Annotated in this window: 14 protein-coding genes; 2 read left to right on the forward strand and 12 right to left on the reverse strand. The window is 32.1% G+C overall.

Going from position 1 to position 18,466, the window contains the following annotated elements; all coding sequences use genetic code 11:
* The first annotated feature begins 63 nt into the window (after positions 1 to 63).
* Complete coding sequence (locus FA048_RS18570) at positions 64 to 1,647, forward strand: discoidin domain-containing protein (RefSeq protein ID WP_136843932.1); 1,584 nt, start codon at positions 64 to 66, stop codon at positions 1,645 to 1,647.
* A 42-nt stretch (positions 1,648 to 1,689) separates the two neighbouring features.
* On the opposite strand, the gene FA048_RS18575 is transcribed toward FA048_RS18570, so the two are convergent.
* The 4 genes from FA048_RS18575 to FA048_RS18590 form a co-directional block, all read right to left on the reverse strand.
* A complete protein-coding gene (locus tag FA048_RS18575) occupies positions 1,690 to 2,763 on the reverse strand; it encodes a PA0069 family radical SAM protein (protein WP_136843934.1) in 1,074 nt (357 codons plus the stop codon).
* A 59-nt stretch (positions 2,764 to 2,822) separates the two neighbouring features.
* Complete coding sequence (locus tag FA048_RS18580) at positions 2,823 to 5,174, reverse strand: TonB-dependent receptor domain-containing protein (protein ID WP_169306907.1); 2,352 nt, start codon at positions 5,172 to 5,174, stop codon at positions 2,823 to 2,825.
* 139 nt (positions 5,175 to 5,313) lie between these two features.
* Positions 5,314 to 6,561: a carboxypeptidase-like regulatory domain-containing protein gene (locus FA048_RS18585; protein WP_136843938.1), complete on the reverse strand. Its 1,248-nt coding sequence runs from the start codon at positions 6,559 to 6,561 to the stop codon at positions 5,314 to 5,316.
* A gap of 76 nt (positions 6,562 to 6,637) precedes the next feature.
* Positions 6,638 to 7,870: a carboxypeptidase-like regulatory domain-containing protein gene (locus FA048_RS18590; RefSeq protein WP_136843940.1), complete on the reverse strand. Its 1,233-nt coding sequence runs from the start codon at positions 7,868 to 7,870 to the stop codon at positions 6,638 to 6,640.
* 118 nt (positions 7,871 to 7,988) lie between these two features.
* On the opposite strand from FA048_RS18590, the gene FA048_RS18595 reads away from it, so the two are divergent.
* Complete coding sequence (locus FA048_RS18595; RefSeq protein WP_136843942.1) at positions 7,989 to 8,270, forward strand: LytR/AlgR family response regulator transcription factor; 282 nt, start codon at positions 7,989 to 7,991, stop codon at positions 8,268 to 8,270.
* A gap of 232 nt (positions 8,271 to 8,502) precedes the next feature.
* Here FA048_RS18595 and FA048_RS18600 read toward each other — a convergent pair whose 3' ends face one another.
* The 8 genes from FA048_RS18600 to FA048_RS18635 form a co-directional block, all read right to left on the reverse strand.
* On the reverse strand, positions 8,503 to 9,246 hold the full coding sequence (locus FA048_RS18600) for an energy transducer TonB (protein WP_136843944.1): 744 nt from the start codon (positions 9,244 to 9,246) through the stop codon (positions 8,503 to 8,505).
* Positions 9,247 to 9,281: 35 nt separating this feature from the next.
* Entirely contained in the window at positions 9,282 to 10,934 is a 1,653-nt protein-coding gene (gene recN / locus FA048_RS18605; RefSeq protein ID WP_136843946.1) for a DNA repair protein RecN, read from the reverse strand.
* Positions 10,935 to 11,049: 115 nt separating this feature from the next.
* Entirely contained in the window at positions 11,050 to 13,062 is a 2,013-nt protein-coding gene (locus FA048_RS18610; RefSeq protein WP_136843948.1) for a M56 family metallopeptidase, read from the reverse strand.
* Positions 13,063 to 13,065: 3 nt separating this feature from the next.
* Positions 13,066 to 13,443 carry a BlaI/MecI/CopY family transcriptional regulator gene (locus FA048_RS18615; protein ID WP_136843950.1) on the reverse strand — a complete coding sequence of 126 codons (378 nt, stop codon included), beginning with the start codon at positions 13,441 to 13,443 and terminating at the stop codon, positions 13,066 to 13,068.
* Positions 13,444 to 13,553: 110 nt separating this feature from the next.
* On the reverse strand, positions 13,554 to 14,456 hold the full coding sequence (gene porD / locus FA048_RS18620; protein WP_136843952.1) for a type IX secretion system protein PorD: 903 nt from the start codon (positions 14,454 to 14,456) through the stop codon (positions 13,554 to 13,556).
* Entirely contained in the window at positions 14,453 to 15,652 is a 1,200-nt protein-coding gene (coaBC, locus tag FA048_RS18625) for a bifunctional phosphopantothenoylcysteine decarboxylase/phosphopantothenate--cysteine ligase CoaBC (RefSeq protein WP_205943523.1), read from the reverse strand. The genes porD and coaBC overlap by 4 nt, the downstream gene beginning before the upstream one ends.
* A 45-nt stretch (positions 15,653 to 15,697) precedes the next feature.
* Entirely contained in the window at positions 15,698 to 16,024 is a 327-nt protein-coding gene (locus tag FA048_RS18630) for a DNA-directed RNA polymerase subunit omega (RefSeq protein ID WP_136843957.1), read from the reverse strand.
* On the reverse strand, positions 16,024 to 16,953 hold the full coding sequence (locus FA048_RS18635; protein WP_136843959.1) for an outer membrane protein assembly factor BamD: 930 nt from the start codon (positions 16,951 to 16,953) through the stop codon (positions 16,024 to 16,026). The genes FA048_RS18630 and FA048_RS18635 overlap by 1 nt, the downstream gene beginning before the upstream one ends.
* Between the last annotated feature and the right edge of the window lie 1,513 nt (positions 16,954 to 18,466).

The following is an 18,466-nucleotide window of genomic DNA, read 5'->3' on the forward strand; positions in this document are numbered from 1 at the left end:
CTGATCTAGTAAGATCTATTACTAGATCAGAATTAATGCCTTAGAGAAGATTTAATAAAACCTATGAAAAACATTTTATTCTTAATCGGTATTCTTTTTTTATTGTCTTGTAAAAAGCGAGAGGATACACCAAAGGCTGAGCCGACATCTATTACTCCAGCACCCACAGCAACGAGTAATTTTACTAGTGACCAAAAATATAATTTAAACGTTGTTTATTTTGTGCCTAGTGATTTAGATACCATTGCCAATTACGAAAAAAGAGTGAGTGAGCTTTTATTGATGGGTCAGAAGTTTTACCATGATGAAATGACCCGTAATGGTTATCCCGGTAAAACTTTCGGTTTGCTTACGAATAATAAAAACAGGGTAAAGATTATAACCATTAGAGGAACCAAGTTAAAAAGCCAATATCCTAGAGAAGGTGGTTCTGCAGCAATAGTTGCTGAAATAAACGCTTATTTTGCTGCAAATCCTAGTGATCAAAATGGTCAACACACCTTAATATTATTACCTCCATATGGTTACAATGCTGATGGCTCTCCAATTGATGGACCATTTTATGGTATTGGAAAATGGTGTTATGCAATGGATTATGAAGGACTAGAACTAAAGTATATTGGTACTAGTAAATTTACTAAATGGTACGGAGGCATGATGCATGAATTAGGCCATGGACTAAATCTGCCCCATAACTGTGCAAAAGTTTCTGAAACTCCAAGTTTAGGCACAGCTTTAATGGGTGCGGGTAATTATACATTAAGTGTTTCTAAAACATTTTTGACAGCAACAGATTGTGCTATATTAAATTCAAATGAGATTTTTAATAAGGATACTAAAACTTATTATGGAAGTGTTACCGCAAGTATAAAAACAATTAATGCGAGTTATGATGCAACTAAATCTGCAATTGTGATTTCTGGTGAATTTATTTCAAGCGCTACGGTAAAGAACATTATATACTATAATGATCCAAATGTTAACAGTGAAGGGATGGGCGCAAATAAGGATTATAACGCAGTTAGTTATGAATCTAAACCTGTAGGAACAAATGGCTTTAGTACTAGTTTCTTATTGTCAGATTTACAATATAAGGGTAATACACCTTATGAACTTAGAATAGGACTGGTTAATGAGAATGGAACAGTGTCTACATTTAGTTACCTCTATAAGTTTGAAAATGATATCCCTGTGCTAGATTTTAGTACACGAACTGAAATTAATAAACAAGGATGGTCTATTAGTGAAGTAAGCTCTGAAGAAACCTCAGGTGAAGGAACAATAAATGGTAAGGCTTCTAAATTAATTGATAATGATTTAAGTACGTATTGGCATTCTAGGTGGTCAGGCACAGCGGCTACCTATCCTCATCAAATTACAATTGATATGGGTAATGTTAAATTGGTTGAAGGGATTTCACTTTCCCAAAGAAATACTCTTTCTAGATCGGTGAAAAGTTTCGAATATTTAACAAGTTCGAATGGTATTGATTTTGTTTCTGCAGGAAATTTTGAATTGGCAAATAGTACTTCTATTCAATATTTTAAGTTGCCTAATAAACAATCACTTCGATACATTAAAATAATTGCTAAATCTGCCTATGATGGAAGCAATTTTGCAGCTCTTGCTGAGATTGGAGCTTTTTAAGTTAGTTTTTGTAAGTCGCTCGTCTATCCCAAGGACGAGCGCTTAAAACAAACTTATTTGTGCTTGTGGAACTTTAAATAAACTCCTATTAAGTTCGATACGTTCTAAATTTAAACCATTCAGTTTGCAGTGTAATTTGAAAGTATCTCTAATCATCTCAGCGAAATTTCCCTCTCCATGCATTCGTGTTCCAAATCTACTGTCATTTACATTCCCATTATGACATGCTTGTATTTGATGCCAAACTTTATCAAATCTATCTGGGAAATTTTTCCTTAGCCAATCTTCAAATATTTTATTGATGACACCGTTTAGGCGAACAACAGTATAACCTGCAGACTTAGCCCCATTATTTGCCACAGCTTTTAAAATCGCAGGCATTTCGTAGTCATTTAACCCTGGTATCATAGGTGCAGCCATAGCTCCAGTTGGTAATCCCGCTTTACTTAAATCTTCAATAATTTTTAAACGTTGTTTAGCTGTTGTGGTTCGGGGCTCCATTTTTTGACGAAGTTTTTCATCTAAGCTAGTTATTGAAACATAAACCATTACTAAATTATCCTTTGCCATTTCTTGTAAAATATCAATATCTCTTAAAATTAATGAGTTTTTAGTAATCATCCCGATCGGCTGTTTATAAGCTAAGGCAATTTCTAAGAGCTGTCTGGTTAGCTTAAATTTTCGCTCAGCTGGTTGATAACAATCAGTGTTTCCGGATAAAGAAATAGGAGTGGCATCCCAGTTTTTTTTAGATAAAAATTTCTTAAAAAGTTCTGGTGCATCTTTTTTAACGATAATTTTTCTTTCGAAATCTAAACCTGCACTAAAACCCCAATATTCATGAGAATTACGAGCATAACAATAAATACAGCCATGTTCACAACCTTGGTAGGGATTCAAAGAATACCACATGCCAACATCGGGACTGTCAACTTTATTAGCTATTGACTTAGAATTGCCAATGATATAACTCGTTTTTTCATTGGTTTCCTCCCAATCATCAATTCCTTCTGCATGTTCTTTAGCTAAAGAATTCTTTAGAAATTTGTTGGATGTGTTAAACTGAGCACCTCGTCCATATTTGTAATCATCTTGATTTTCAGCTACTTTTTCCATGATTAAAATTACTAAAAATATTAGTAATTTTAATCAGCCTTTTTTCAACAATATGTTTACTATTTAATTCTGCCGTTTTCGTTTTCTAAGGCAGAATTCCTAGTCCTTGGCCCCTTAGCTTTATTTTCAGCAAATTTATAAGTGAAATTAAGTCTGATTTGCCTAGACTCAAAATAGCTGGAGTTTTTTAAATAAAAACCGTCAAAATTTTGTGTAGAATTAGCTTTACTGCCTTTGTAAATGTCGGTAAATGCTAAGCGTAATGTTGCAGTATTCTTTAAAAAATTTCTTTGTAAACCTAAGTCTATTTGACTTGTCGGCGTCATGATTTGATTAGCACCTAGTAGTCTTTTTGAATTTAAAAAGCCTAAAACTTCTCCAGTAATTTGATATGGCATTTTAAATTTTTGTTGAATATTTAACCTTCCTGCTAACTGTTTTAAATTTAAATTCCTGTACTGATCAAAAGCAATTTTATTTTGAATATGATAAACAGTGCCGTTAAGGGTAATATCCCACCATTTGGTTGGTGAATACTGTTGCGTTAATGAAAGAGATATATTTTGCTGCGTTCCTAGATTCCTCGGTATCATTACAATACTTGATGTTGAAGTAGTATCGGTAATATTTGCACTGTACTGATTGGTATGGGCAAAGTTTAAGCTAATGATCGTGTTGCTTTTGTATGCATATTGAAGTGAAAAACGATGACTTAATTGAGGTTTTAAAAATGGATTTCCTTGCCAAAAAGAAAGTTCATCTAATAAGTAAACAAATGGATTTAAATCATTGTAGGCTGGTCTATCAATCCTCCTTGAGTATCCAAAGGAAAAATTATGATTAGCTGATGGTTTAACTGACGCGCTAAAAGAAGGGAAAAGATTTGTATAATTTCTTTTAATATTCTCTAGAGAATCTATGCCTTTAATTTTAAAAGCTAACTCACCTTCTGACGCAGAATTTTCTACACGTAAACCAGCTTGCAAAACCCATTTGCCCAGTGGCTTTTTGTAATTAACATAAGCACTGGCAATATTTTCATCAAATTTAAAAGTGTTAGACCTACGCTCATCAAATACTTCGATTGTATTAAATACTTGATAGAATTTTGAATTATTATTGGTTTGAATAGCGGAGTATTTTATTCCTGTTTCCAACTTCCCTTTCCAAAAATTTGTGGTATAATCAACCTTAAATGCTTTTAAATAAATTTTTGCTCCGTTTAAAGTTCTATAATAATTTTCTTTTATAATGTTATTTTGGGTTGAATAAATATTTGATTGGAAATTACCAGCTCCCTTTTCATAATATCCATAATCTGCATCTATATTAATGATTTTACCTAACGTATCTTCATACTTGTAATTTAGATTTACATTATAACGTTCAGTATTCTGATGGTAATAATCGTTAATCGCTTTTAATGTTTGATCAATATTTGATGAATTTGGTAAACCAATATCTGTTTCAGTATCTGTAATTCCGCCACCAAAAATGAAGTTTCCATTTACTAAGATGCCTACAGTATGTTTTTCATTGATGTTATAATCAGCACCTAAACGAGCTCCCATTTTTTTTCTCTTGTCTACATCATCAGTAAAGCTGTCATAAGTTTTACCATTTTGTATCCTATCAGACCCATATAAATAAGAATAATTGCCAAAAAAATGATTATAACTTCCATAGACATTTACTTTGTCATTTCTATAATTGAACGATAAATCTTGATTTTGTCTAAGGTAAACGCCATAAGAAAGACCAGCTGTTGCCGTTCCGTTAAAGCCTTTAACTTGCGATTTTAATGTTTTAATGTTGATAATGCCTGAAGAGCCAGCTGCATCATATTTAGCAGTTGGACTATTGATGATTTCGATAGATTTAATACCTGAAGCCGGCATAGACCTTAATAAGTCAACTATTTCTTTACTAGAAAGATAGGTTTGTTTCCCATCTAAAAGAATCATTGCACCTTGTTTTCCATTTAAAGAGATAGAATTATTATTGTCGATAAAAATTCCAGGAGCATTTTTTAATGCATCAAGTGCATTTCCCCCTTGTGCGGTTATGCTTTTTGAAACATTATAAATAATACTATTTGCATCTACCTCGATTAAATTCTGTTTAGATTGAACAACAACCTCATTTAGGGTTTGTGCGTTTGACGTTAAAGAGATAATCCCGAAATCTTTATCACTAAGTTCGAATATAGCAGATTTATAGTCTTGATAGCCTGTATGTTTAACAATTAAGCTATATGTTCCTTTGATATTATATATTATTTCAAACTCTCCATTAGATTTAGAAATCGATTTTATTAATTCTTTATTTTCTAAGTTAAATAGTGAAATTGAAGCAGCAGATAAAACTTGATAAGATTCATTTAAAACCCGGCCTTTAATTTTAAAAGACACAGTTTGTGCCAATACCTTGAAATTTATTAAAAAACAAGATAGGATGAGTAAGGTTGTTTTAGAGATGCACATCTAAATTAACATATTTATCAATTACTAAAATGCAATTTAAAATTAAAAATTAACTACAATGGTGTAACTAAGGTAATGCCGGTCGTTTAACTAAAGGAATATAATCCATTGGTACCATATCGGCTACTTTCTCATACGCCCAAAAACCTTCATATAATAAAGATCTTGCATCTAAAATCCCCCCATTTTCATAAAATCGAATAGCACCATCTGTTAGTTTGGCTATAGATAATTGATAATCGGGAATATATAAAGGTCTAAAAACCCAAAACCCAAAATTGGTATATTCAGTTGATTCCCTTTCTTTGGTATACATTACACATAATGCATTGGTATAATTCAAATATTTAAGGTCTCTGTTGTAGTAATTAACTAAGGTGTCTGGAAGAACTTCAGCGTTGATAAATTTGTCAATAGTTTTTGGTAATTCTAGTTGCTTCATCCAATAGGCCATTAAAGAAGTATCAATTTTGCCAGCATTTTTTCTAATGCCAGCTTTTTCAGGAGGATGTTTTAATGCGAATATATTTTTATTAATAACACTATCTGGTGCTCGATTTGGATTTGGGATTTGGATAATTTTATTGATTATAAAACCTTCTTCTTTACTTTTGCCTCTATAAAGCGATTTAAAAAAGTGCTGTGCAGAACCATAATAAGCAATTTCTCTAAGCTCAATATATTTCTTCTTTTTAGCATTTGAAGCTTTTAATTCTTCGAAAAATGGTTTGCCTGAATAGTAGATAATGTTTGTACGACTATTATATTCGAAATAATCTAACATATATTTTATCCTGTAACCAAGTGCTTTATTTTCTACAATTAAAAATTCATCTGTTTTAACTGTTAATAAACTTTTTGTAACATCAAAATCTACCCTCAGCACATTAGGATTAAGTATTTTGCATAATTTAGCATTTGGAGATTTGCCAATAAAATAATTCTTAAACTGATTGATGTATTTTTGGCGATTAGGATCAACCCTAATCACAACTTCGTTTAACATGACAGGATTGTCTTTCAATAAAAAATCTACTTGTATAGATTTGTCTGAGATTATGATGTTGCGAGAGAAAGGTAAGTAGCCAACCATTTGAACCAAAATATCATAATTACCCGGTTTTAAATTAGCTAAAATGAATTTACCATTATTATCTGTTTGAGTAGCAATTTTATAACCACTTACATAAATTGCTGCACCAGGTAAGGTCTCTTTTTGATCTCTAACAATACCACTTATTGAAAATGTACTTTGAGCGTAAGTTTGAATGCCCGAAAACAATAGAATTAAAGAGAGTAAGAGCGCTCTAAACATGGCTACTAATGTAGTAAATCAAGAAACTAAAATTCAATAATCTGATTTTATTTAACTTTTTTAACATTTAGCGCTTCTACTTTTTGCCAATAATTGCCATATAATCCATGGGTACCATATCTGCAACTTTCTCATAACTCCAATATCCTCTATACAATAAACTTCTCGGGTCTGCAACACCACCATTGGCATAAAAACTTACTGATGGCTGCAATAGAGAAACAATAGAAATTTGATAGTCTGTTAATTCAGGAGGGCGATTTTGTTTAAGCCCACTAAAATTAAAAGCTGGAGTTTCCTTTTCATTCTTATAGCCGATATAGAGCTCATCTAAATATTTTATCATTTTAAGATTTGTATTAACCTTTTTCACTAAAGTGTCTACTAATACGTCCTTTCTGCTTAAAGCATTAAATTCTACAGGCTCTTTGCGCTTTTTTAACCAATAAGACAGCGAATCGTTCCCATTAAAGGTAAGGACATTTGTTAAGCCATTCTGCCCAGAAATTAATCTTTTTATATTTGCGTTAATGATACTATCTGGTGGCCTATTATTATTAGGTATTTTAGTCATTTTATTAATTATAAAACCTTCTTCAACAACAGTATTGTTATATAACGCCTTAAAGAAATGTTGAATAGAACCTTTGTATGCCATTTCTCTGTTTTTTAACCATCTTTTTTGCTTTGCATTGTTCCCCTTCATTTCCTCAAAAGAAGGGTGTCCTGCATAGAATATCATTTTTAACTTATAGTTATATTCGAAGTATTTTAATAAGTACTTGATTTTATAGCCCAGTGCTTTATTTTCTATGATTATAAAGTCAGTTGCTTTAGCAGTTAATATACTTTCGGTTTTATCATCGTCCATAATCAACACTTCTGTGTTTAGTATTTTACACTCTTTAGAATTAGGAGTTTTGCCGATGAAAAAATCTTTGAACAAGGCAAGATAATAAGCCCTATTTGGATCTGGTTTAATAACTACTTCTTTTAGCAGAGTAGCATTCTCAGTAAGTATAACATCAATATGGATAGATTTATCTGAAATTATAATATTTTTAGAGTAGGGTAGGTAACCAATCATTTGTACTAAAATATCATAATTTCCAGGTGCAAGTTTCGAAAGGATAAAATGCCCGTTGTTGTCTGATACCGTTGCAATTTTATAACCACTAACATATATTGCGGCTCCTGGAAGCGCACCAACTTTATCACCAACTGTTCCGGTAATGGAAAATGTTTGGGCAAAAGTATGTCCACAGTAACAAAAAAATAAAATGAACAAGAATGTAAATCTGTTTGCCATAGTGTAAATTTAACTAAATAATTAGGTGTATAAAATAAAATTTGCAATCTCTACCATTTGGATTGTAATTAGAAATTATTTTTTTTGCGTATGTTTTATATCTATTTATCTGCACTTTATGAAAGATACGCTCACTTGCATCATAGTTGATGACGATGATTTGGATAGGATGGCTGTTGAGGCCGAACTATCTTCTTCTCAAAATATTAAAGTTTTAGGAAGTTATTGCAATCCAATAGAAGCAATTAGTGCTATCAGCTCTCACCCACCAGATGTATTATTCTTAGATATAGATATGCCAGAAATTACTGGCATTGATTTCGTTAAATCAATTTCAAACTTAGATACCATTAACGTATTTATAACATCCCATCCCGAATTTGCATTCCCATACTTATAAGGATACCGGTTTTGTGAAAAATAAAACCAATTATTATTATGTAGTAGCGGTTGATGAAGGCGGAAGGAAATCAATGCCTTCAAACGAAAGTTTTAAAGTGGCTAAATAGAAAATTTACCAGCTGTTAACCAAGCTTTTGCTGATACTAAAGTACTTATTACAATCAATTGCAAATTGAAAATAAGGCAGGAAAAAAAAGTAAACTAAGAGATGTAGTAGGCGTTAAGATTTATTAATCAATCAATTTAAAAATAACATCTGTTTGATAGCTCATTACTATTGGTCTTCCATTTCTTATTCCAGGATGCCATTTTTTAGTATGTTTTAGAATGTCTAAAACAGCTTCATCACAACCATAGCCCAATCCATTTATAATTTTAGGAAATATTAATGTACCGCCTTTTGTAATTGTAAATTCTACAGTTACTGTGCCTTCAATATTATTTTTAATGGCTGCGGTTGGGTATTTTAAATTTTCATATATATACGCTGCAAACTTCTTATCTCCTCCTGGATACTGGGGATTAAGAGTTAAATCACAACATCCAACATTAAATAAATATGTTAATTTAAATGATGCAATCTTTTTTGGTGCAATTCTTTTAGCAGAAACAACTGGAGTTTCATTCTTAAACTTACTAATACTTGGCCAAATAGTAATATTTAATAACCTACTTCCATGATTGATAAAAGTATGTTCATTATTTAAAGCAAAAAAAGTTAAAGTGTCAGTTGGTTTAATTCCCTCTAATTTGAAATTACCTAAACTATCGGTTGTTGCCCCAACCTTTAATTGCAAGTATTGATTATGCTGGGATTTTGTTTCAATGTATATATTCGAAAGTTTGGTTCCATCACCAGCAATTAATTTCCCACTAACGTTAATAGTGTCCAATTTTATTTTTACTGTTTTTTCTTGTGCAAATGAGCAATATGAAAACGCCAAATTAAGCAATAGGAGTATGATTTTTTTCATAAAATGATGATGAAATCTGAAGTAAGATTCCACAACTACCCCAATAGCTCTTTTGCATTTTGTAGAGCAGAGGCGCCCGGATTTTTACCGCTCAACATTTCTGCAATGGCATTAACTCTTTCGTTTGGGTTAAGTTTTTTAATGCCAGTTGTGGTTTTGTTATTGCCTTCGTTTTTATATACAAAATAATGTGAGTGGCCTTTAGCTGCAATTTGTGGCAAGTGTGTAATTGATAATATTTGCATATCAATCCCTAAATCAGCAATAACACTTCCCACTTTTAAAGCAGTTTCTCCAGAAATTCCAGTGTCAATCTCATCAAATATTAAGGTAGGTAATGAAGTATGTTTAGCCAATAGTGATTTAATGGCTAACATTAACCTAGATAATTCGCCCCCAGAAGCTACTTTATTTACTGGGGCTGGAGCTTGTCCGGCATTTGCCGAAAACAACAATTGAATTTCATCCAGGCCATCTTTATTTAATTCTGCCAATGACAGATGTGCAAAAACCAACTTGGCATTAGTCATCCCAACTTGTTGTAAAGTTTTACCAGTTGCTATTTCAACTAGTTTAATTGCTTTTTTACGATTTGTACTTAATTCTTGAGCTTGTTTGGTTAATTCGTTTTTAAGCAATTCTATTTCTTTTTTCAAGCTTTCGATTTGCTCATCTGAAGAAAGAAGTTGATTTAAATTATCTTCTAATTTTTGTTGAACAATTAATAACTCTGAATTATTGGCTACACGATGTTTTTGTTGTAAAGTGTACAAAACATCCAATCGTTGCTGAATGATTAATAATCTTTCGGCACTATGCAATGTTTTGCTTTCAATTATAGAAGTTTCATCTGCAATATCCTTAATTTCTATAATGCTTGATCGTAAACGCTCGTATAGTACATTAATTTCCGGATCAAATTTTTCAATGTTTTGTAATTGTATTGAGGCTTCCTTTAAAATACTAGAAGCAGAAATTTCATTTTCCGTAAGTAAGGAAGTGGCAGTTAATAAACTTCTTTTAATGCTTTCTGCGTGAGTTAGTTTTTCTAATTCTTGCTCTAATTCTTCTTGCTCACCTTCTTTTAGTGCAGCTTGCTCTAATTCGTTAAATAAAAATTGTTCGTAATCTTGTTTGCTCCGTGCTTCATCAGCTCTGCTTATCAATTCTTTTAAGAACAGATAATCTTGTTTTAATTTTTTAAATCCGCTACGGTAAACTGATAACAACTGGTGATGATTCGCTAATGAATCCACAATTAATAACTGAAAATCTAAATCGTTTATTTCTTGTGTAGCATGTTGAGAATGAATATCAATTAATTTCTCTCCAACCTGTTTCAAGATGGAAAGATTTACAGGGGTATCATTAATAAACGCCCTTGATTTTCCATCCATAGAAATTTCCCTACGCAAAATACTTTCTTCAAAAAAATCTAAATCATTAACTTCAAAAATAGATTTTAGTTTTTCATCTGATAATAAAAAAACACCTTCAATCACACATTTTTTATCTTGGTTAAAAAAGTATTTACTTTCTGCCCTCTGACCAAGAATAAGTGATAGCGCACCTAAAATAATAGATTTACCAGCACCAGTTTCACCGGTAATTATATTCAATCCCTTGTCAAATTCAATGTCAAGAGTATCAATTAAAGCGTAGTTACGTATAGAAAGTTTTTGTAGCATATTGAGATGCTAAATTAAGATAAAAGCATATAGCTTTCAACAACCATAGCATTTAAATAATAAAAAAGGGCAAGAAATTATCTTGCCCTTACTACATCATTTGTGTGGTTTATTATTAATTAACTTTAACCTTTAGCGGTGTTGTTAATGGTGTAGCCAGCTTTAAATTGATTGGAGTTAGCGTTTCAAAATTTAAATTCAGCGTTTCAAATCCTAAGTCTGCTGATTTAAAATTAAGAGGTAATGTAGCTGCAAAAGCAGTTTTTAAGTCTCCGGTAAAGGGTAAGAATACTTTATCAACATTGTCTCCATTAAATAAAAGGAGAGCTTTATCTGTTTTAATCCCTTTTTTCTTTTTCAATTCTTCTAAATCACTTTCATACTTCTTTCTTAGTTCTTTATATTCCGGTGATTCTTGAAGTTTCTTTAAATCTTCCATTTTCTGTTTCCATTCTGGAGAATTGTATTTCTTTTGAATTTCTTCGGCATTTTTTTGAACTTTAGCCATATTGTCTTTCCACTCTTTAGAATTGTATTTTTTAGCAATGGCTAATGCATTTTCTTGCACTTTAGCCATATTGTCTTTCCATTCTTTAGAGTCGTATTTCTTAGCGATAGCCAATGCATTCTCTTGTACTTTAGCCATTTGGTCTTTCCATTCCTTAGACTCGTATTTTTTAGCAATAGCTAATGCATTTTCTTGCACTTTAGCCATATTATCTTTCCATTCTTTAGAGTCGTATTTCTTAGCAATAGCTAACGCATTCTCTTGCACTTTAGCCATTTGATCTTTCCATTCCTTAGATTCATATTTTTTAGAAAGCATTAATGCATTTTTTTGAACTTCTGCAATCTTAGCTTTAAATACTTGAGAATTATAATAAGCTGAAATTGAGTCTCCAAGATAGATTTGTCTTTCAACTTTCTTTCTTAAACTATCTGGCATTTCTTTTACCGAAGTATACGTTTTAACATTTCCTTTATCATCTGTAATTATGATTTTAGCTTTATGTTTTACTTTAGTAGTATCTGTATCAGCTTTTAAGGTTAGGTTTTTATTCAGTGCCTTATCTTCTATTATAGATGGCTTAATCAGTTTTAAAGAAGTTATTCCTTTTGTTTTTACTTCTTGTTTTTTTGATGGGTTTATCCAAGCCAATGATGCGACTGTTGCAATGGCTAACGTTAGGATAAAAAACTGCTGTTTAACATTGATGTAATTGGTTTTCATATCTGTGATTCTTTTTATGCGTTGATATAAGTGTTGATTTTTGCCTGTGGCAGCAAGCGATAATGCAGGTGACTGTTTGTCTTTTAGTAACTCTAATTTTAATAGTGCATGAGCATAGGTTAGGGGCGTTCCAGTAGCATTAATCACCAAATCATCACATGCATGTTCTCTTTCTATATGTATAAATTTAGTGGTTAACCATACAAATGGATTGAAAAATAATAGTGTTTCGATAAAGGTTTTAACAAGGTTGATCAGGTAATCATTTCGTCTAATGTGTGATAACTCATGAATTAAAATAGCTTCAACTTGTTTAGCATCTAATTGTGTCGCCAATGAGAAAGGAAATAATACTACTGGCTTAAAGAAGCCAATTACCAACGGTACATTCACTTTTTCTGACAAATAGAATTGAACCTTTTTGTTTATTTTGAGTTGAAAAAGCGTCATTTCGAAAATAACTTTCCAGGATGTGGGAATAGCAATTGTATTTGATTTTTTAAGCTTTTTAAGCTTGATATATCCCGACGAAAGAACAACCATTTGAAAAGCAATTCCAATTATATATACAGTTACAACTACCGGAAAATATGCTTCTGTTTTGAGATTAAAACTACTTGCAAATTGTGATATATCTTGATAAGCTAGTTGATTAAAGGCTATGTTTTTAATGCTATTTGCTGTTGGAAGTTCAAAAATTGAAAAAAAAGTAAAACAAAAGCTACTAAATATTAAGAATAATGAACCAAAAGCTAAGTTGTGCTTTAATCTAGCACTCATTTTAGGCCACACCATTAAGATGGTGAATAAAATAGCATAAATGATCGCACCTTGCCATAATGAATGTAAAATGCTCCAACCAATTGCTTTAATGAGATTATTAACTATAGCTTCCATAACTTATTTGTTTTCAAGTTTATCTAAATACTGTTTAATCAAATCTATCTCCTCTTGGCTTGCTGTCTTGTTTCCTAAAGCCTGCATTACCAATCTAGCTGCAGAACCATTAAAAACATTATCTATCATTTTATTTACCAACTGTTGTTGTGTCTTCTCTTGATTAATCAAAGCTCTATAAATATGTGTTTTAGAACTGGTATCACGAGTTACCAATCCTTTCTCATGCATAATCTGCATCAACTTTAGGCTAGTTGTATAACCAGCATCTTTTTTATTTAAAGCTTCATGAACATCGCGAACTGTACAGTTTCCTTTTTCCCAAAGTACTTGTAGGATTTCCATTTCGCCTTCTGTTGGTTTGATGTTTGTATTACTCATTTTGTTTCACTACGAATTATTTCGTATTCAAATGTACGAATGTATTCGTATAAACAAAACATTTTAACATAAATTTAACAATTATTTTCTTAAAGATACACTGAGTGTGCTTAACGGGACTTTTTTAAAGCTTCGTATTTATTAATATTTGCCGGATCGATATCGCTTAACAGATTATAAGCTTTAATTCTATCAGGTAATTCTATAGTAGATAAAACATTTGTTATTTCATCGGCTTTACTGGCGAAATATACATTCGGAAAAATAGAACCAAGTTTTTGCTTGTCCATTATTTGTAAACCAGGTAAGAGCGCTAAAATGTTTTTTGCACCAATTGATACATTCTCCTGAAGTTTATCTAAACCATTAAAATGATAATCATAGATGAATGTTCTTAATTCTTTAAAAACATTATTTAATAGGTTCTCATTAAGCCAGTAACGATTACGTAAACCATCATAAGCTTTCCAGCCCTTATTATTGCCAGTTTGTGCAATATTCATTACCATTTGAGCTTTTGTATAAAATGGAGTGCCACCAAGTTTACTAAAACTATCTTTATCTAAGCCGATGATTGTATAGGCATAATACCCTAAAAGAGAACTCAAATTAGAGATGAAATTTTGTTCAGAAAAGTCTAAAGATTGACCATCATTGTAATTGAAATCAAAATCTTTATCACTCATATTTAATATAGTACTATAATAAGAACTACCATAAACTGGTCTGCTAGATTGTATTTGAGCTTCAGCAGCATAGGTAGCGTTTCCGTCCCACTTGGTAAGCGTAATCACAAAATTGCATTCAATTCTTTCCTGTGGCATATAAGTCTCATTGGTCCACTTATTATTGTTAAGGAAATCTCTTATAGTATTTTGTAGAAGCTCTAAGTTTTTCTTATTGATATTAGAGATATTTGGGGCTAATACCTGCACACGAGAATTCAATTCTTGCGCATTTACAAAACCAAAAATCATTAGTAGCGAAAGGGTAATGCCTATTATTTTTTTCATTTGTTAACCAACTTAAGTATTTCAGCGCAAATGTCTTTTGCTACCTCTCTTTTAGATTTTGTTTGGAAACTTGTTTTAACTAGCGCCCTATTAAATATAGTTATTTTATTGGTTTCTGTTTTAAAACCGGCACCTTTATCATTTAAAGAGTTTAAAATAATGAGATCCAAATTTTTCTTATGTAATTTATCTTTGGCATACATTTCTTCTTGATCGGTTTCTAAAGCAAAACCTACTAAAATTTGGTCTTCTTTTTTAACCTTTCCTAGGCCTGCTAAGATATCTACAGTTTTTTTGAGGTTAATGCTAAGGCCATCATCTTTCTTTTTGATTTTATGATACGCTACTTCAACAGGTGTATAATCTGCTACAGCCGCACTCATAACGGTGATATCGCTTTGTTCAAAATTTGCATTGCAGGCAGTTAACATATCGGCTGCACTAATAACATCGATTCTGTTTAAAGCAGAACTTGCTTTTTCAGTGGTAGGTCCTGTAATTAAGGTTACATCAGCCCCTAATGCAAGCATTTCATTGGCTATTGCAAAACCCATTTTTCCAGAAGAGTGATTGCCAATAAAACGTACGGGATCAATCGCTTCATAAGTTGGTCCAGCACTTACTAAAACTTTTTTGCCAAGTAGAGGTAAGCTCTTTTTAATTTCTTGATTTAAAAAAGCAACAATCTCGTCAGGTTCGGCCATTCTGCCTTCACCAAACAAACCACTGGCAAGTTCACCTTTGTTAGGAGCAATAATAGTATTGCCAAATCCTTTTAACTGTTCAATATTTTCTTGAGTACTCTCATGCTTCCACATATCTAAATCCATTGCAGGAGCTATATATACTGGGCATTTTGCGGATAAATAAACGGCGGTTAATAAATTATCGCATAACCCATTTGCCATTTTACCGATGGTATTGGCACTAGCAGGGGCGATAACCATATAATCAGCCCAAAGGCCCAATTCTACATGGTTGCTCCATACACCAGTTTCGGCTTCGAAATATTGTGTATAAACAGGATTTTTGGAAAGTGTGGCAAGTGTAAGAGGAGTAATGAAGTTACTCGCATCTGCCGTAAGAATAACCTTAACGTTTGCGCCAGCTTTGATAAGTGATCTCACCAATAAAGCCGATTTGTAGGCTGCAATACTGCCGCAAACGCCAAGAATAATATTTTTGTTGCTAAGCATGATACCTTAATAAATTCTAAGGTGCAAGATAAGCAATGGCATCAATTATTTTTGTTCTTTTGATGGATTTCTGTGGTAAATTTTACCATTTAGAAATTCATCAATAGCAATTAAACTAGGTTTAGGCATACGTTCGTAGTGCTTACTAATTTCAATTTGCTCTCTGTTCTCAAAAATTTCTTCCAAATTATCATTTGATGAAGCAAACTCGGCTAGTTTACCGTGTAATTCTTCTTTCATGTTATTTGAAATTTGATTAGCCCTTTTAGAAATGATTACTAAAGACTCATAAATATTATCAGTAGTTGCATCTAAATCGTGTACATTTCTCGTTACCGTAGTATTTGGTATTGCAGGTTTTGGTGTATTCATTATTTCGGGTTTTTAATCTCTACTTTAGTACTATCTATTTTTTTTGCACCTCTTTTTTCTAATGCAAGTAATCTTTGGTATTCTGCATTTTCGGCAGCAATAATTTTTTTAGCGTTAACAATGCCAGCCTCACTATCTTCTTTCAATTGTTTGGCCTCTTTAGCAAACTTGCTGTTAGGGTAAGCTTCAACAAATTCATCGTAATAAGTTATAGCTTCTTTAAAACGTTCTTCCTGTCTAATTGGGTAACTGTTTTTAGCAAACATAAATTGCGATTTAACAATTAGCAAATTCATTTCTTCAGCATATTTAATATCAGGAAATTCAATCTGAGCATTTTTTAAAGCAACAACTGCAGATTTATAATTTTCTATACTGTAACCACCTAAATCATAGTATAATTTAGCATTATCAAATGCTTTAGTTTCTAGCTTACCTCTTAGGTTTGCAATATATTGTGCAGCTTGCGTAGCACGATCACTCTTTGGATACAAGTTGATGAACAACTGTAAAGCATCAATAGCTTTATAAGTATTCTCTTGGTCTAAAGAAGATTTTGGAGAATCTAAATAGTAGCAATAAGCCCCCATATAACGACATTCCTCCGCATTTTTACTCGCTGGGTAGGTATCAGCAAATTCTTTAAATTTGTAACGTGCTGTGGTATAATCCTTCAAGCGATAAAGAGTAAAGGCGTAATAGTAATTCAAATCCTCAGCTTCTGCAGTACCTCTATATTTTTGTGCTAAACCTTCAAATAAAATCAAAGCTTTAGAATAATCTTTTTTGTTGTAAAGTCTAATACCCTCTTGGTATTTTTTGGCAACATCATTACTTAGGCGTAGTTTTTCAAAGCGGCTTTTACAGCCAGCTGTGCCTAATAAAATGATAGTAAAACTTAAAATAAGTAGTTGTTTAATTTTAAACATTGTGCAAAGATAAGGTAATAATACGATAACGTCAATTAAAAATAATAGTCCGCTAAGCTAAATAAAGCCTTTCAACCTATCAAACACTTAACAATTTTTAACATACGAACGTTAAACGGCTATTTTAGTTAGCTTGGATAACCATTTTATTTGATATTTTTATTGGTAGGGTCACAGCATTTGGCATCTTTTCATTGGCTCTAATAGTAGTGGTGCTATTAATTGTGATCAATATTAGCATTAATAACCAATCCTGGTTTATCTATTTAATTTCAGAAGATTGTGTCTTTTAAAGCATATTTCATTTGCATGCTATTAGTTTCTATATATACTTCTTTATTTAAGGTGGCATTATAGGGTTTTATAATTTCCTTTAATTCATATATATGTCCATATTCGCAATATATGTTGATCTGATTTCCTTTTACACAGGTTTGAATTTCGCTACTAGCTTAAGAAAATAGAAGTCAACTCTCAATCAACTAAAAGCTTCTGCCCGTAAATCTCTTAATAAATGAATAGGTTAATAAAGAATTAGGGGTCGTAGCGAGACGCTACAACCAGAGTTCAAGCATATGAAAATCCATCTAGTCGTAGCGTCTCACTACGACCAATGATTACATCATCATTTTGCTGCCGCCCTATATAGGTTTGGTCCTTCTATATATTATAATACTTAATATAATGTAGTTCGTTGTATATACCTATATATATACTATACTAAAAATCAGTATATATAAATAAGAAGAACAGTTCCAAGGTTACTCGAATTCACTAGAGCGGCATATTCAGATCATTGTATTCAGCATTTTTTCCATTGTCTGTCAGATTGGAAAGCCTATTTTTAATTTTTTCATCCTACACTAAAAATCAGTATATATAAAATCCATCTAGTCGTAGCGTCTCGCTACGACCAATGATTACATCATCATTTTGCTGCCGCCCTATATAGGTTTGGTCCTTATATATTATTAATAGTTAATATAATGTAGTTTGTAGTATTTATATACCATACTAAAAATTAGTATTTATAGATAAGAAGAACAGTTCCAAGGTTTACTCGAGTTCGCTAGGACGGCATGTTTAGATCGTTGCATTCAACATTTTTTCCATTGTCTGTCAGATTGGAAAAGACTGTTTTGAATTTTTTCATCCTGACATTCATGCACTTACCTTTATCATTGGAGATAATAGTTGTTATGGGTTTGTGTTTTCGGATAATATTGCTACTTTTGCAACCCGCTTCGGAGGAGGCGTTTGGTTGGCGAAAGTTGGCTGGGAGTATTGAAAGGGGGGATTTGGATTGGGGATGCTGGCTTACAGCGACTTAGGAGAAACCTTAAAAAACTTTAAAAAAAGTTTTTGGAAAGCGGAAAAGTTTTCTACCTTTGCAACCCGCTACGGAGGTAACGACGGAAGGAAAAAAGAGGGGGATAAAAGGTGAAGGTTGGTTTGAAATAAGGGACTATATATATTGCAAACATACGGGACGAAAAAAAGTTTCGAAAAAAGA

Origin of the sequence: Pedobacter polaris (assembly GCF_005116505.1) — a bacterium.
Taxonomy (GTDB): domain Bacteria; phylum Bacteroidota; class Bacteroidia; order Sphingobacteriales; family Sphingobacteriaceae; genus Pedobacter; species Pedobacter polaris.

Excerpts from the sequence above, each read along its gene's own strand:
- FA048_RS18570 (WP_136843932.1), top strand. The coding sequence starts at position 64 with ATGAAAAACATTTTATTCTTAATCGGTATTCTTTTTTTATTGTCTTGT.
- FA048_RS18575 (WP_136843934.1), bottom strand. The coding sequence starts at position 2,763 with ATGGAAAAAGTAGCTGAAAATCAAGATGATTACAAATATGGACGAGGT.
- FA048_RS18585 (WP_136843938.1), bottom strand. The coding sequence starts at position 6,561 with ATGTTTAGAGCGCTCTTACTCTCTTTAATTCTATTGTTTTCGGGCATT.
- FA048_RS18590 (WP_136843940.1), bottom strand. The coding sequence starts at position 7,870 with ATGGCAAACAGATTTACATTCTTGTTCATTTTATTTTTTTGTTACTGT.
- FA048_RS18595 (WP_136843942.1), top strand. The coding sequence starts at position 7,989 with ATGAAAGATACGCTCACTTGCATCATAGTTGATGACGATGATTTGGAT.
- FA048_RS18600 (WP_136843944.1), bottom strand. The coding sequence starts at position 9,246 with ATGAAAAAAATCATACTCCTATTGCTTAATTTGGCGTTTTCATATTGC.
- recN (WP_136843946.1), bottom strand. The coding sequence starts at position 10,934 with ATGCTACAAAAACTTTCTATACGTAACTACGCTTTAATTGATACTCTT.
- FA048_RS18610 (WP_136843948.1), bottom strand. The coding sequence starts at position 13,062 with ATGGAAGCTATAGTTAATAATCTCATTAAAGCAATTGGTTGGAGCATT.
- FA048_RS18615 (WP_136843950.1), bottom strand. The coding sequence starts at position 13,443 with ATGAGTAATACAAACATCAAACCAACAGAAGGCGAAATGGAAATCCTA.
- porD (WP_136843952.1), bottom strand. The coding sequence starts at position 14,456 with ATGAAAAAAATAATAGGCATTACCCTTTCGCTACTAATGATTTTTGGT.
- coaBC (WP_205943523.1), bottom strand. The coding sequence starts at position 15,652 with ATGCTTAGCAACAAAAATATTATTCTTGGCGTTTGCGGCAGTATTGCA.
- FA048_RS18630 (WP_136843957.1), bottom strand. The coding sequence starts at position 16,024 with ATGAATACACCAAAACCTGCAATACCAAATACTACGGTAACGAGAAAT.
- FA048_RS18635 (WP_136843959.1), bottom strand. The coding sequence starts at position 16,953 with ATGTTTAAAATTAAACAACTACTTATTTTAAGTTTTACTATCATTTTA.